The organism is Coleofasciculus sp. G1-WW12-02, assembly GCF_040219735.1.
Classification (GTDB): Bacteria; Cyanobacteriota; Cyanobacteriia; order Cyanobacteriales; family Coleofasciculaceae; genus Coleofasciculus.
This window is the reverse complement of record NZ_JAVJRX010000016.1, coordinates 1-14,509: the sequence shown is the minus strand read 5'-3', so window position 1 is coordinate 14,509 and position 14,509 is coordinate 1. Positions and strand designations below refer to the sequence as shown.

At 46.0% G+C, this 14,509-nt stretch carries 12 protein-coding genes and 1 pseudogene; 10 read left to right on the top strand and 3 right to left on the bottom strand.

Annotation, left to right across the window (positions count from 1 at the left end; all coding sequences use genetic code 11):
* A partial coding sequence (locus RID09_RS02450) for a photosystem II D2 protein (photosystem q(a) protein) (protein WP_446334365.1) occupies positions 1–791 on the bottom strand: 791 nt, incomplete at its 3' end.
* 318 nt (positions 792–1,109) lie between these two features.
* Here RID09_RS02450 and RID09_RS02445 point away from each other — a divergent pair.
* The 4 genes from RID09_RS02445 (at position 1,110) to RID09_RS02430 (ending at position 4,936) form a co-directional block, all read left to right on the top strand.
* Positions 1,110–1,385 (top strand): hypothetical protein, encoded by a 276-nt coding sequence (locus tag RID09_RS02445; protein WP_446334364.1) that lies wholly within the window; start codon positions 1,110–1,112, stop codon positions 1,383–1,385.
* A gap of 19 nt (positions 1,386–1,404) precedes the next feature.
* Entirely contained in the window at positions 1,405–2,082 is a 678-nt protein-coding gene (locus tag RID09_RS02440) for an energy-coupling factor ABC transporter ATP-binding protein (protein WP_446334363.1), read from the top strand.
* Positions 2,083–2,141: 59 nt separating this feature from the next.
* The gene (locus RID09_RS02435; RefSeq protein WP_446334362.1) at positions 2,142–2,690 is read left to right on the top strand and encodes an NYN domain-containing protein; all 549 of its coding nucleotides are present in this window, start codon (positions 2,142–2,144) and stop codon (positions 2,688–2,690) included.
* A gap of 116 nt (positions 2,691–2,806) precedes the next feature.
* Entirely contained in the window at positions 2,807–4,936 is a 2,130-nt protein-coding gene (locus RID09_RS02430; protein WP_446334361.1) for a putative bifunctional diguanylate cyclase/phosphodiesterase, read from the top strand.
* Between the two features lie 58 nt (positions 4,937–4,994).
* Here RID09_RS02430 and RID09_RS02425 read toward each other — a convergent pair.
* Positions 4,995–5,505: pseudogene (locus RID09_RS02425) on the bottom strand (exonuclease domain-containing protein).
* A gap of 208 nt (positions 5,506–5,713) precedes the next feature.
* On the opposite strand from RID09_RS02425, the gene RID09_RS02420 reads away from it, so the two are divergent.
* The gene (locus RID09_RS02420) at positions 5,714–7,012 is read left to right on the top strand and encodes a M16 family metallopeptidase (RefSeq protein ID WP_446334360.1); all 1,299 of its coding nucleotides are present in this window, start codon (positions 5,714–5,716) and stop codon (positions 7,010–7,012) included.
* Between the two features lie 131 nt (positions 7,013–7,143).
* Positions 7,144–8,424, top strand: coding sequence for a M16 family metallopeptidase (locus RID09_RS02415; protein ID WP_446334359.1), 1,281 nt, complete (start codon positions 7,144–7,146; stop codon positions 8,422–8,424).
* 50 nt (positions 8,425–8,474) lie between these two features.
* On the opposite strand, the gene RID09_RS02410 is transcribed toward RID09_RS02415, so the two are convergent.
* Positions 8,475–9,395, bottom strand: a complete 921-nt coding sequence (locus RID09_RS02410) for an ATP adenylyltransferase family protein (protein ID WP_446334358.1) — start codon at positions 9,393–9,395, stop codon at positions 8,475–8,477.
* A gap of 430 nt (positions 9,396–9,825) precedes the next feature.
* On the opposite strand from RID09_RS02410, the gene RID09_RS02405 reads away from it, so the two are divergent.
* From RID09_RS02405 to RID09_RS02390, 4 genes are all read left to right on the top strand, one after another.
* On the top strand, positions 9,826–10,617 hold the full coding sequence (locus tag RID09_RS02405; protein WP_446334357.1) for a dienelactone hydrolase family protein: 792 nt from the start codon (positions 9,826–9,828) through the stop codon (positions 10,615–10,617).
* Between the two features lie 224 nt (positions 10,618–10,841).
* A complete protein-coding gene (locus tag RID09_RS02400; protein ID WP_446334366.1) occupies positions 10,842–11,495 on the top strand; it encodes an S-layer homology domain-containing protein in 654 nt (217 codons plus the stop codon).
* 279 nt (positions 11,496–11,774) lie between these two features.
* Positions 11,775–12,425, top strand: coding sequence for a hypothetical protein (locus RID09_RS02395; protein ID WP_446334356.1), 651 nt, complete (start codon positions 11,775–11,777; stop codon positions 12,423–12,425).
* Positions 12,426–12,620: 195 nt separating this feature from the next.
* The gene (locus tag RID09_RS02390; RefSeq protein WP_446334355.1) at positions 12,621–14,189 is read left to right on the top strand and encodes a CHAT domain-containing protein; all 1,569 of its coding nucleotides are present in this window, start codon (positions 12,621–12,623) and stop codon (positions 14,187–14,189) included.
* Positions 14,190–14,509 lie beyond the last annotated feature (320 nt).

Sequence of the window (14,509 nt, the reverse complement as noted above, 5' to 3'; positions counted from 1 at the left end):
TTGTTGGAAAACGCAATCCCGAAAATCTGAGACCAGAAACGGTTCGCCGTTACCATTGAATAGGTTTCTTCGGCTTGGGTGGGGTTAAACGCCCGGAAGGTATTTGACCCTTCACCATCTTCAAACAAGGTGTTTTCTACGGTTGCACCGTGAATCGCACAAAGCAGCGCTCCACCTAAGATACCCGCCACTCCCATCATGTGGAAGGGGTTGAGTGTCCAGTTGTGGAACCCTTGGAAGAATAGCAAGAAACGGAAGATTCCGGCTACGCCAAAGCTGGGAGCAAAGAACCAAGAGGATTGCCCCAAGGGATAGATCAAGAATACGCTGACAAATACCGCGATAGGTCCACTAAAGGCAATGGCGTTGTAGGGTCGAATTCCGACCACCCGGGAAATTTCAAATTGCCGCAGCATAAAGCCAATTAAGCCAAAGGCACCGTGCAGGGCGGTAAATGACCAAAGCCCACCGATTTGACACCAACGGGTGAAGTCGCCTTGGGCTTCAGGTCCCCACAATAGCAGTAAGGAATGACCGAAGGTATCGGCGGGGGTGGAAACCGCAACGGTGAGGAAGTTACAGCCTTCCAAGTAGGAAGAGGCTAAACCGTGGGTATACCAAGATGTGACAAAGGTTGTACCGGTTAGCCAAGCCCCAACAGCCAAGTAGGCGCAGGGGAGCAGGAGTATACCTGACCAACCGATAAATACAAAGCGATCGCGCTTGAGCCAGTCATCGAGTGAGTCAAACCATCCTCTTTGGCTGGGAGCGCGTCCGACAGCTATTGTCATAGGTGTAGATCTCCAAGAATTTATAAGTACTAAAGAAAAGCTCTCTCCTCTCTCACCTGGATAACTGAGCTTAGATTGTGTCTAAGCAGATAATTGATCCGATTGTGAGTAAAGTTTACTTTTCTTTACGGTCTTGAACTTATATTAAGGTAAATTTTCAGATTTTGCCACTGTCATCTGTTATTTGTCCTTCGTCCTTCGTCCTTCGTCACCCCTGCTCCCCCTCCTGCTCCCCCTACTCTCTCATCTGTCCCTCCTCCCGTCTAAGATAAGAGGGAGACTATATTTATAAAGGAATCCTTAGCGCTTGAGAGTAGCATGTTCACGATTGACTTGACTTTGAAAAACACACCCTTCCCCTTATCCGTGCAACGGAAGTCAACCGAAGCGGCGGAAGAAACCTACCAGGAAATTATGAAAGCCATGAGTTCGGGTAAACCAGAGTTCATAGAACTGACCTGTGAACACCAGTCCGATAAGAAAATCGGCGTTCTCACCAATGAAATTAGTGCGGTGATGATTTCCCAGAAATCTGGTGCTGTGGGGACAGGACGCACACCCGGTTTCCTTGCCTTAGCTGAAGAAAAACAGTAGTTAACACGTCGCCAACGTCATGGTTCAAGCCGCAATTACGGTACGGGATCTATGCTTCAGTTGGTCAAGTGGAGCATCGGTTTTAGACGCTTGCTCTCTAGATGTTCCCAAGGGTGAGTTTTGGATGCTCTTGGGGACGAATGGTAGTGGTAAATCGACATTGCTGCGGTTGCTGGCTGGGTTATTGTCACCTGAATCGGGTGAGATACAGATTGAGGGATTAATCGGATTTGTCTTCCAAAACCCTGACCATCAGCTAGTTATGCCGACTGTAGGTGCAGATGTGGCGTTTGGACTGGTGGAGGAGAAGCTTTCCATCGCACAAGTTCGCGCCCGAGTCACCGAAGCCTTAGCCGCGGTCAATCTGCTCGATTTACAACGACGCCCGATTTACGCCCTCAGCGGTGGACAAAAACAGCGCATTGCCATTGCGGGTGCGATCGCGCGTCAGTCTGAGATACTCCTATTGGATGAGCCAACAGCCTTGCTAGATCCCGATACTCAGTTAGATCTGGTGGCTCAAGTCCAGCGCTTGGTCAAAAGTCGCGGGTTAACCGCTCTTTGGGTAACTCATCGGTTGGAAGAGTTGAATTACTGCGACGGAGCATTTTTGCTGGAAAATGGTCGGGTCGTCGCCCAAGGAGAACCAGATCGTCTCAAGCAACAGCTTCTGGGTGAGACAAAACTGTCATCATAAATTAATATAAAGAGGAGATTGAGAAAAATTAACAAAAAATATTAAATTAGCCTTGAAAAATGCCCTCTCCCCCACCCCAGGTTATTTTACTGGTTGATGGTTATAACATCATCGGCACCGAGTCGAGTTTGGCAAAGACCCGCGATTGCCATGGACTCTTAGCAGCGCGGCAAGAATTAGTTGAGGTTTTGATTAACTATAGCGCCTTTCGGGGCTATAAAACTCAAGTCGTCTTTGATGCTCACTACCAAAAGACCGGGACTTGCCACGAAGATTTAACCCCCCAGGTATCAGTCTGCTATACGGACTTTGGGCAGACCGCCGATAGCTACATTGAAAAATTTTGTGCGGCTTTTCGGAGTAAGCCCAAGCCATTCAGACAACGATTAATTGTGGCTACCTCAGATCGGGCGCAACGGCTAACAGTTACGGGGTACGGGGCAGAATGGATGTCATCTCAACAGTTAATTAGCGACGTCCATTGCACAAGTCGTGGAGTCCGCCGCCGACAACGACCGCCAAAACAATCTCGCGGTCGTTTTTTAGTCCATTCTCTTGACGAGTTGGCACAGCAACGGTTATCTCAATGGCGTCAAGGTATTCGCTGATACCGGGATCAGTCGCTCCCTTTTTAATTATTAATGAATTCAATATAGTTATTTAGAGGCTGTCTCTTAGAGGTTGTTTGGGACGCCGATAAACCCATTGGCACAAACAATTAGATATGAAGATTACTCGATACAATGGGGTAGAACCCCAGTTGCAAAAAAGGCACCAGCTAATCCCGGCTATTCTCAATTCTCTAGAGGAAATCGTTTGGTCAGCGTCAGCCCAAACCTATAAGTTATTGTATATTAACCGGGCTGCCGAGAAGGTTTTTGGCAGAACCCTTGCTGAACTGTATGATCAGCCAAATATTTGGCAGTTGATGATTCATCCCGATGATCGTCAGCGAGTTGAGCAGGTGTTTGAGACTTTAGGAGAAAGGGGTAATCAAGCCGTAGAATACAGAATTGTCAGACCCAATGGAGAGGTGCGCTGGATACACAATCGAGTTTGTGCGATCGCAGATATTCAGGGTAGGGTGATTCGGATTGATGGGATTGCTACCGATACCACTAAAGGTAAACAAGCCGAAGCCCAACTGTGCACCGAAAGCGACTTACTCCAGGGGATCATGCAAACCAGTGTCGCGGCGATTACGGTCGTTGATACTCAAGGTAACATTATCTTTGCCAACGCGCGATCGCAGCAAGTCCTCGGTTTGACTCAATCCGAATTGGTAGAGCGCCATTACAACTCTCCCACTTGGAAGATTACTGATTTTCAAGGCGGACCTTTTCCAGAGGAACAACTCCCCTTCCGACAGGTTATGGCGACAGGTCAACCCGTTTTCGATGTCCAGCATGGGATTGAATGGGCTGATGGGACACGTAAATACCTTTCCATTAATGGCGCTCCTTTAAAAGATGCCGACGGAGTTATTACCCGTATTGTTTTCTCGATTAGCGATATTACTCACCGCCAAAAAGTAGAAGAACAGTTATTATATGATGCTTTATATGATAAGTTAACCAAATTACCGAATCGTACTCTATTTATGGAGCGAGTTGACCATGCCCTTAAATTAGCCAAACGAAATCAGGATTATTTATTTGCGGTTCTATTCCTGGATTTGGATCGCTTTAAGATAGTGAATGATAGCTTGGGACATGATGTTGGTGACCAACTCCTAATTGCCACCGCCCGCAAGTTAGAAAAATGTTTACGAACCACTGATACCGTTGCCCATTTAGGTGGAGATGAGTTTACGATTCTCCTCGAAGATATTAAAGATATTAAAGATGCAACTCGTGTAGCTGAGCGGATTCAGGTAACCTTAAAATCCCCCTTTAACTTGAACAATCATGAGGTATTTACGAGTGCGAGTATTGGCATTGCTCTCAGTTCCACAGGATATGAGCGCACCGAAGACATATTAAGGGATGCTGATATTGCCATGTATCGGGCGAAAGAATTAGGCAAAGCTCGTCATGAAATATTTGATAAAATTATGCATGCTCAGACCCTAAAATTATTGACCTTGGAAAATGACTTGCGGCGATCATTGGAACGGCAGGAATTTGAAGTCTATTATCAACCGATTACCTCATTAGTAACAGGTACACTAACCGGATTTGAGGCACTGGTGCGTTGGCGACATCCAGAACGAGGTTTAGTCTCACCGGTAGAGTTTATCTCAGTCGCCGAAGACACTGGACTGATTATTCCTCTGGGAGAGTGGGTACTCTATGAAGCTTGTCGCCAACTGCGAATGTGGCAAACTCAATTCCCCACACCAGAGCCATTGAAAATTAGTGTCAATTTATCGGGCAAACAGATTAAAGAGCCGGATCTGATTGGGCAAATTGATCATATTTTAGAAAAGACAGGTTTAGATGGCAGATTTTTGAAGCTAGAAATTACCGAAAGTGTCTTAATGGAAAATGCCGAAACAGTCACCAAAATGCTGCTGCAATTGAGAGCAAGAGATATCCAGTTGTCAGTGGATGACTTTGGTACGGGATATTCATCCTTAAGTTACTTACACCGATTTCCCGTAAATACCCTTAAAATTGACCGTTCTTTTGTCAGCCAAATGAATCATAAAAGCCGCAATGCTGAGATTATCCGCACCATTATTACCCTGGCTCATAGTTTAAGAATGGATGTCATTGCTGAAGGTGTAGAAACTCTAGAACAATTGACTGAATTGAAACTATTAAACTGTGAACAAGGACAAGGGTATTTATTTTCCAAACCTTTAACTAAGAGTGAAGCCGGACTTTTATTAGTTAGACTTCCGCAGTGGTAAAGTAGACGTAGGGGAAATTGATAACAATTCATGAATTGCCCCGACTCGTGCTTCTGTGCTAAAGTAATTGAGACAAGATTCGTCCAATATTCTCCGCATCATCAACGCCGCGATGGTGTGTGCCTTCTAAAGGTAGATTTAGAAATTCCAAGGCATTTAACATGCCAATTTCACGAGGTAAGGAATGAACGAGAGCAAATAATGTCTTAACATTGATATGTCGTGAGTTAAAGTTTTTGAAATTGATTTTTATCATACTCCCCATAGCTCGCCCAAACTCGTTGATGGGATAAATACCGTTGTTGGAGACGTTGACAGGCTTGAGCAAAGGACATTCCTTGATCCACTTGTTCCTGGGTTAATGTAGTCAGCTCGGTACAAAATTCACTCACCGTGGAGCGTTCTGGTTTCACCAAGATACTCTCTTTCTCAACAGGTTGATGGGAAGCGCTATCCAGCAGACAAATCCCAATTTCGATAATTTCGCTTTCTTGTCCAGATGGAGGTTTTCCTAGCCAGCACGTCGCTTCGACATCAATAACCAGAATTTGGTCAGTCTTTCTAGACATAGTTCTCCTGCTCCTCAGGTTCCCGGCGCCAGGGCGGGTGAGAGTGAAGTTAGAGGTTGTCTCCAAAGCGTTATCGGTAAAACCAGTCCCGACAACTGGGCTTACTCTGCTCCTGTAATCTATTATGTTTTAAGCAATTCCGTCATTAACGCCCTTAGACGTTAATATAGGACTAATTTAACGCAACTGAAATTTGAGATTAGAGAAATTGCTATCTGAGCCACTGATTTCTACCAAATTTCCTGGTGATATATTCAAACTCGCCAATGGGTTAACTATCATTCACCAGCATTTACCCGCAACGCCTGTCGTTGTGGTTGATGTCTGGGTGAAGGCTGGTGCAACTGTCGAACCCGATGAATGGTGCGGGATGGCTCATTTTTTGGAACACATGATTTTCAAGGGGACACAGCGACTGGTTCCCGGCGCATTTGATACGGTGATTGAACGTCATGGGGGGCTGACAAATGCGGCGACTAGCCACGATTATGCACATTTCTTCATTACCACCGCCGCACAATACCTCAATGAAACCCTACCCCCGTTGGCGGACTTACTTTTATCTCCAGCCATTCCCGACGTCGAATTTGATCGAGAACGAGATGTGGTGTTAGAAGAAATTCACTCCTGTTATGATAATCCCGACTGGTTAGGATTTCAGGCACTCTCAGAGACAATTTACCAGTATCACCCCTATAGGCGCTCTGTTTTGGGCAACGAAGCGCAATTGAGAGCGCACATTCCTCAGCAGATGCGCCATTTCCACGCGACTCACTACCAACCCGACAATATGACGGTGGTGATTATTGGGGGAGTTGAACAAGAATCGGCGCTAAATTTAGTGAATCAGTCCTTTACCTCGTTTGCGACTCCCGGTGATTGTCCCCAATTAATCGCCGAAGCCGAACCACCAATTACTGAGATTCGGCGTCAGGAACTGTATTTACCGCGAATCGAACAAGCCCGCCTATTTATGGCTTGGGTGGGACCGGGTGTGGATCAGTTAAAGGATGCTTATGGTTTAGATTTACTTTCGGTATTATTAGCCGATGGACGCTCGTCCCGGTTAGTGAGACAATTGCGTGAGGAAGAGCGACTGGTTCAAAATATTGGCAGTGGTTTTTCACTCCAGCGGGATTCTAGCTTGTTTACGATCAATGCCTACCTAGAGCCTGAGCATTTAGAGCGAGTCGAAGCTTTGATATGTCAGCATTTACTAGAATTACAGCAGACACCGATATCCCCGGAAGAAATCCGTCGCTGTCAGCGGTTATTGTGTAATGACTATATTTTTTCCACCGAAGCTGCTGGTCAGATAGCTGGATTGTATGGGTATTACAATACGATCGCGACTGCAGAATTATCGGTAACCTATCCCGCTCAAATTCAACGACTGACCCCAGTAGACTTGATGCACTTAGCGCAGTGTTATCTTTCTCCTTATCACTATGCGGTAACCGTTCTCAAGCCGGTGAGTGAAGATTTGGTGATGGGGGAGTTATTTTGAGTAGAGACGTTCCATGCAATGTCTCTACATGGTGCGTCTGTAGGGGCTCTTTTGACGACTATCGTTTCTTATCCTTACCCAGACGTAACTAAACCAGCCCCGACCAAATTTTGAACTTTGAATTATCGATTATGCCTTCTAGTCTAACTGCCTCACCCCAACAGTCCAGTATCCATCGCACGGTTTTAGATAATGGCATTGTGGTTATTGCCATCGAAAATTCAGCCGCCGATATTATTGCCACTCGCCTATTTTTTCGCACAGGTAGCCAAAGAGAACCGCGAGATAAGGCGGGATTAGCTCATCTGCTGGCTGCTGTCTTGACTAAAGGCACCGCCGAACTTTCCTCGATTGAAATCGCCGAACGAGTTGAATCAGTCGGCGCTCAACTGAATACAGATGCAGCAACGGATTACTTTTTACTGTCGCTGAAAACGGTATCCTCAGACTGGCTGGATATGTTAAAGCTAGCCGGACAGATTTTGCGATCGCCTAGTTTCCCGGAAACCGAGGTGGAATTGGAACGGGTTCTGACGATTCAGGATATTCGCTCGCAAAAAGAGCAACCCTTTAGCATTGCCTTTGAGCAGTTGCGACAGGTGTTATATCAGGATCACCCTTATGCTGTCTCTGTATTGGGTACAGAAGCCACGGTTTCGGAACTATTACCGACGGATTTAAAAGAGTATCATCAAACCTATTTCCGCCCGGATAACCTAGTTATTAGTGTCGCTGGGCGGATCTCACCAGAAGCAGCCGTTGAGCAGATTGAGCAAGTCTTTGGTGATTGGCAACCGCCCTCAACTCCTTTACCAACCCTGACATTACCATTAATTACCACTCAGCCTTGCCGAGTTGTTACTCCCCAGGAGACACAGCAATCGGTGGTAATGTTGGGGTATTTAGCCTCATCCGTTACTGATCCGGATTATGGGGCGCTAAAACTGCTGAATACCTATCTGGGGAATGGGCTTTCTAGTCGCTTATTTGTGGAATTGCGGGAAAAGCGGGGATTAGCCTACGATGTTTCGGCGTTTTATCCCACGCGCCAATGTGACTCCCTATTTGTCGTGTATATGGGAACCGCCCCCGAAAATACAACAATCGCGATGGAGGGATTACGCACAGAAGTGGAACGCCTTGGCACTCTGAGGTTGAGTGAAGAGGAACTACAAGCGGCTAAAAATAAACTTCTGGGTCAATATGCTTTAGGGAAACAAACCAATGCTCAACTTGCCCAAATTTATGGCTGGTATGAGACCCTGGGATTGGGAATTGAGTTTGACCTCAAGTTTCAGCAGGATATTGCCAAAGTGACGCCAGAGATGGCGCAAGCGGCGGCACAGCGTTTCTTTGGTGAACCCTTTATTTCTTTAGTGGGTCCGACTGAAGCGATTACCCAGATAGTTTGAGATCCCAGACGTGCCATGGCACGTCTCTACAGTATTGGGGGATCTTGTATCTAATTCGATACCTGTTTGAGGATAGTCACCGGACCAGAGTCTTTGAGGAGCTGCATTTGCTGGGAATTGCGAACTAGCAGCGCCCCCGCAAAGCCTAGTGAATTGACCGAGATAGACTCAAACTCTTCTTGCTTTCGCGGCACAAGCAGCATCCATTCTCGTGTGGCTAGCAGGTTGTAGGGGGCGGATTGTTTGATGCCCTGGTGGGGCATACCTACAGCATCTAAAAGCCTGTGGTAAGCGTCCAGAATGGCTTTAGCGGCAACGTCTGGCGAGTCTATCCAATTGGGATCAAATCGGGTTATGGCATGAACAAAGGGAAAGCTAGGTATTCTACCAATGGAACCCTGAAAATTAGCCGATGCGATCGCGGGTTCGATGGGTAGTTTGGATATCTCCGGTATTAGGGGTAAAGGAACGAGTTGTAAATGTTTGTGTCGCTGACTCGCACCCGCTATTTTGCCGCCGTTATAGAAGGCTAAACCATCAATTTCTGCTAAACCTGCCCACATTGCCTGAAAATCCGATAATGTTAGCCAATTATCCTGGTCTTCATACTCTCTTGTGACAATGAGGAGGTGATAGTCAACCACGTTGAATTTATTTAACAGACACAGGTGGGTGTCAGAAATATCAGCAACGAATAAATCTTCCTCGTAAGGGAGAAATGGGTTAAATTCCTTGCCAGAGTTAGCTTTTTTCTTCTTTTGCTGCTTCTTGTCCTTATCTTTGCGATCCAGGTTAGAGGCAATCCGCACCAGAAAGCGAATTCCATCCTGTTCGACGAACTTACACTCAGTTGCGATGGGTTGCAGTGCGCCGCATTGGAGGGCGTGTTCGGTTGTCTTTTGAACCTTTGACCATAATGTACCCGGTTTTAGGGTTAGCGTTTTCTGTTCCGTGGGTTTTTCTTCGGGCATAGTTAATCGTCATATCCGCCGTATGCGAATCTAATCTAAACGATTTGATCAATTTTGCCCAGAACTAGAGTGTCGGTTGTGTAATCCCAGTTAAGGGTAACAAGCAGTAATCAGAGGACATCTGTTAGCATCGGAATTATGTTTTTTCAACGCAGAGTACGCAGAGGTTAACGCAGAGGTACGCAGAGGGAGTTGATGGATATGGGCTGATAATTTTATCGGATTTGTGATGGGGGCAGAAAATCCTGCTAGTGTTGTGCAAATATTACTCCATGAGGATGCTCATCGGGCGACAAAACCAAAATTTAGAGGATTGATTTTGTAGAGAGACGTTCCGCCGGAGGAGTCTCTACGGCTTTGAACCGCTAACTGCTATTTCCGAATCCTATCCCGATAAGATATCCTAACCAAATAACTAACCCTAACTGCTATGAAACCTCTACTCGCCTCGCTGCTCATCACTCCACTGTTTACTCTACTTAGTTCAGCCATTGCTCTAGCTGAAGTCCGCACTCAAGTGGTTGAATACCAACAGGGTGATACTGTACTCCAAGGCTTTCTGGCTTACGATGATGAGATTGAGGGAAAGCGCCCCGGTGTGATGGTGGTTCACGCCTGGAAAGGATTGGGAGATTACGAGAAGCAACGGGCAAAACAGCTAGCTGAATTGGGTTATGTGGCATTCGCGGCTGATATTTATGGTAAGGGAATTCGACCCACAACGAATGAAGAAGCCAGAGAACAAGCGAGTATTTATCGATCCAATCGTCAATTAATGCGCGATCGCGCCCAAGCTGGATTACAAGTGTTGCAACAATATCCGTTGACGGATGCTAATCAAGTTGCCGCGATCGGTTATTGTTTTGGAGGCGGTACAGTATTGGAATTAGCCCGCAGTGGTGCGCCAGTTGCTGGGGTAGTTAGCTTCCATGGTAATTTAGATACACCCAATCTCGCAGATGCTCAAGGGATTAAAGGTAGGGTTCTGGTGTTGCATGGTGCAGCCGATCCCCTAGTCCCCGATGAGCAAGTTGATGCTTTTAAACGAGAAATGAATTATGCCAATGTAGACTGGCAAATGGTTATGTACGGTAATGCTGTTCACAGCTTTAGTGATCCGAATGCGGGGAATGACCCCTCAACGGGAGTTGCTTACAATGAGTTGGCTGATAAGCGCTCTTGGGCGGCAATGAATCGGTTTTTTGCTGAACTATTTCGTTAGACTGGGGAACAGGTGATTGGTGAATAGGTGATTGGGCGAAGCATTCGCGTTGAGATGTGAATAGAAAACCGATAGATTTGGGCGCGAATGCGAGAGCCCCTACAACGCCTACAATCCCTACAACCGCTACAAATGGATTAATCTGGTTGAAACTCCCTCGTTGGTGGCAACGTCAATGCTTCTGGAAAACATTGGCGTTTATCAAAGGATTGGTATTTTACACTATGCGTCGCATTTTTGGCATCCTACCTCTGGTATTTTTACTGCAAAGCCTTCCCGTTGTTGCCCAAGAGTCAACAACCCTTGACCCAGTTGAACAGGTGATCGCGGCTGGATGGATGAATCGCGATCGCGATGGGGATTTTCAGGCACAACGAATCCTCAATCGAGCTGAATTAGCATCGATTTTAGTCAAAACCTTTGACTTAGAAAAACGAGTCGCCCAACCCGACAAACCGATTCCTGTCCTCGATGTGCCTACCTCTCATTGGGCATATCGTGATATTCAATTGGTCTTGCAAAATAACGTGATGACGGGTTACCGTCAGGGACGATTTTTTCCTAATCAACGGGTTACTCGTGCCGAAGCATTCTCTATTTTAGCTCAAGCCTATGGCGTGTTTCAGTTTCCAGAGGATACGGTGACTGAACTGCTTTCGCGCTATCCCGATGCTGAAAAAATACCGACTTGGGCAAGAAAGTCAATTGCCACGGCTTTGTATGAGGGGTTCGTTAATATTGATCCCTTAACTAATTCTATTGCTCCTCTCGCACCGATGACCCGTGGAGATATGGCTTATGCCTTGAGTAAGTATCTGGAACGACAAGAAATCACTGCTCCGATTCCCTGGACTGTTGAGGAACCGGCGCCTATGTAACAAAACTCCCAGGAAACATGTTTTGACCCAATGATTTGAGTATAGGGCGACCCGATCCTATTGAGCGGATTCGGGGTTGTTCATTTTGGTAAGCGGGTCGTCCCTATATTCCTCTATGATGAGAAAGGACAGGTTTTTTTGAAGGAATAGCATGAACCATGAACCATGAACGATGAATAAGATAAAAAAAAGATAGTATTGTTGATTAAGCTTGTCCACCTTCCATCGCTGTGATTACTCAGCTATTTTTGAACTTAATTTAGGAGAAAGGGGTATCTAATGGATTCTGAACCCTCTAATGAAAATATAAACACCCCCTTAGTTTCAGCCGTGGTTGAGGCTACGCTCAACCAAAATTACCCTCGTCTTAATAAACTCCTTAAAACCGCGCTCTATGACACTCCTATCCAAGAACCTGAATCATTACGAGCGCAAATCGCTAGAACTTTCCTGATTCAAGTGGCTCAAGGTTTAGAGGAATCCGTGGGCGCGAAGCACCATATCCTGGCTTGGTTTATGGTATATGTCGGCTTGGGAAGCGCACCACCAGAGGCAATTCAAGCCGCGCAAATGGTACTCGACGAAGGATTAAAACCCTTTGCCGATTTCTTTGTGGATCGTCAAGGGATTCATTTCTATAATCATGGTGATAATGCGGACAACATTAATAAAATTCCGCCTCGTCTATCGGAGTTTACCCAGATGACTGTGCGGATTTCTCAGGAAGAAGTGCAGCAGGTTATGGGGAAATACAGTTTATCGGAAGAGAAAGCCCGACAAGTGGTATTAAATCTGAAAATATTGGAGCAGAAAATGAATGTACAGTTTCAACAATTATTAATGGTTTTAGATTCTAATGAAGCTTTACTGAATCAGGTGATGACATTAGATTTAAGTCAGCCCGATAAGCCAAACCGTTTTGGCATGTAATAATAAATCAGGTGCTAGTACAAAAAGGCTCCAAGGCAGAAGGTTTTAAGGTTTATGATATCTGCTAAATACTGAATCAGGGCTTTAGTCATGGGATTTAATCGGATTGGATGCACTACCTGCGTAGCTATTTTTGTTGTTGTTTCAGTTCCGTTGCTATTGAGTTCAACTGAATTATTCTCCAAAACGCATCTGTTGGCGTTCTCAGTTGATGCTCGTAAAGCAGAGGCAGATCGATGGTTAAAACAAGGGGTTGAGCAGTTGCGCCAGCAGGAATTAGATGCGGCGATACAGTCGAGCCAGCAAGCATTGAGCATTTATCAGGATAGTCGCGATCGCGTGGGTATAGCGCAATCCTTAAATCATCTGGGATTGGGATTATACAAAAAAGGTCAATACCAAGCCGCCGAGCAAATCTGGCGCGAAGGGATTCGGGTTTTGGCATCTGCATCACCTGATCATAAAAGCCATGATGCCCAATCAAAACGAGTAGAAACACAAGTTGCAATTTATCAGCTATTGCAAAAATCATTAATTGCTCAGGGCAAAATTAATCAAGCTCTTTTAGTGTCTGAGCAGAGTCGGGCAATGGTGTTTAGAGAATTATTGCTCGCGGGTTCCCCGGGCATTTCAAGTGTTACCTCTCCCATCGCATCACCAACAATTGAGCGGATTCAACAGATTGCCCAAGAGCGAAACGCGACTCTGGTAGAATATTCGATTATTGACAATCCCTTGGCTGAAACTAATCAACCCGAAGAACTCTTCATTTGGGTGGTTGAGCCGACAGGGGAAATCACCTTTCGTCAGAGCAATCTCACACAACTTTGGCAAGAAGAAAAAACGACCCTAACCGACTATGTAAGTAATATCCGTCAATCCCTCGCCGCTTCCCAGTGGGGTACTGGTGGTTCTCGGCGCAAGATTCGACCTTTTATGCAACTGTATCAGGTTTTAATTGAACCGATCGCAGATAAATTGCCCACTGATCCAAACGCTCATGTTATCTTTATTCCGCAACAATCTCTGTTGATGATTCCTTTTTCTCCTCTGCAAGATGAGTCGGGTAACTATTTGCTGGAAAAACACACAATTTTAACCGCTCCAGCAATCATGGTATTGGATATCACCCGCCGAAGCCAGGTTAATATTCCAGAATCTCTGCAACAATGGTTAGTGGTGGGAAATCCTAACCCGATGCCTGGAGACTTCTCGCCCTTACCTGCTGCCGAAAAGGAAGCCAAGGCGATTGCATCTCTGGTGAACACCCAAGCGATTACCGGAGAGGTAGCGACTAAAGCCGAGATTGTGCCGCAGATGTCGGCTTCACGAGTGATTCATCTAGCCACTCATGGTATATTTGATGAACAGCAAGGATGGGAGAGTGCGATCGCGTTAGCACCAACGGATACTGATAACGGCTGGCTCACGGCAAAAGAAATCCTGGATTTAAACCTTAATGCTGAGTTAGTGGTTCTCAGCGCTTGTAATACGGGGCGAGGTAGCATTAGTGGGGATGGGTTGGCTAGCTTATCTAGTGCTTTAATTGCATCAGGGGCGTCTAGTGTGATTGTCTCTTTATGGTCAATTCCTGACTCACCCACCGCCTTCTTAATGCAGGAATTTTATTATAATTTACAGCAAAATTCTGACAAAGCCCAAGCCTTACGAAAAGCCATGTTAACCACGATGGAAAAATATCCAGATCTCCGGGATTGGGCAGCATTTACGTTAATTGGTGAAAGCCAATCGCCCACAGACTAGAAGTCTGGGGCTATACAAACTTGCGTCCGCCTACGCGGACTCTATTGAGCCTGCGGAGGCAGGCTTTGTTTGTGTAGCAGCGATTTCAATCGCCTCCTCTTGCTGGCAACAGGGACACGGCAATGCCGTGCCCCTACCAGGTTTAGGGTAGCTGGATGGTGTGTAAATCCTCAAGAGGAGTTTATAGGGTAGCGATGGTGAAAACCTCTGCGTTTTAACCAGAGGATGAAACTTTCGCGTTGCGTTCAGCAAAGCGACTAAAGTCGCCAGTCTAATCTATCCTGACAACACTCAACTAATAGTGTAGTATAGTGTTAGAA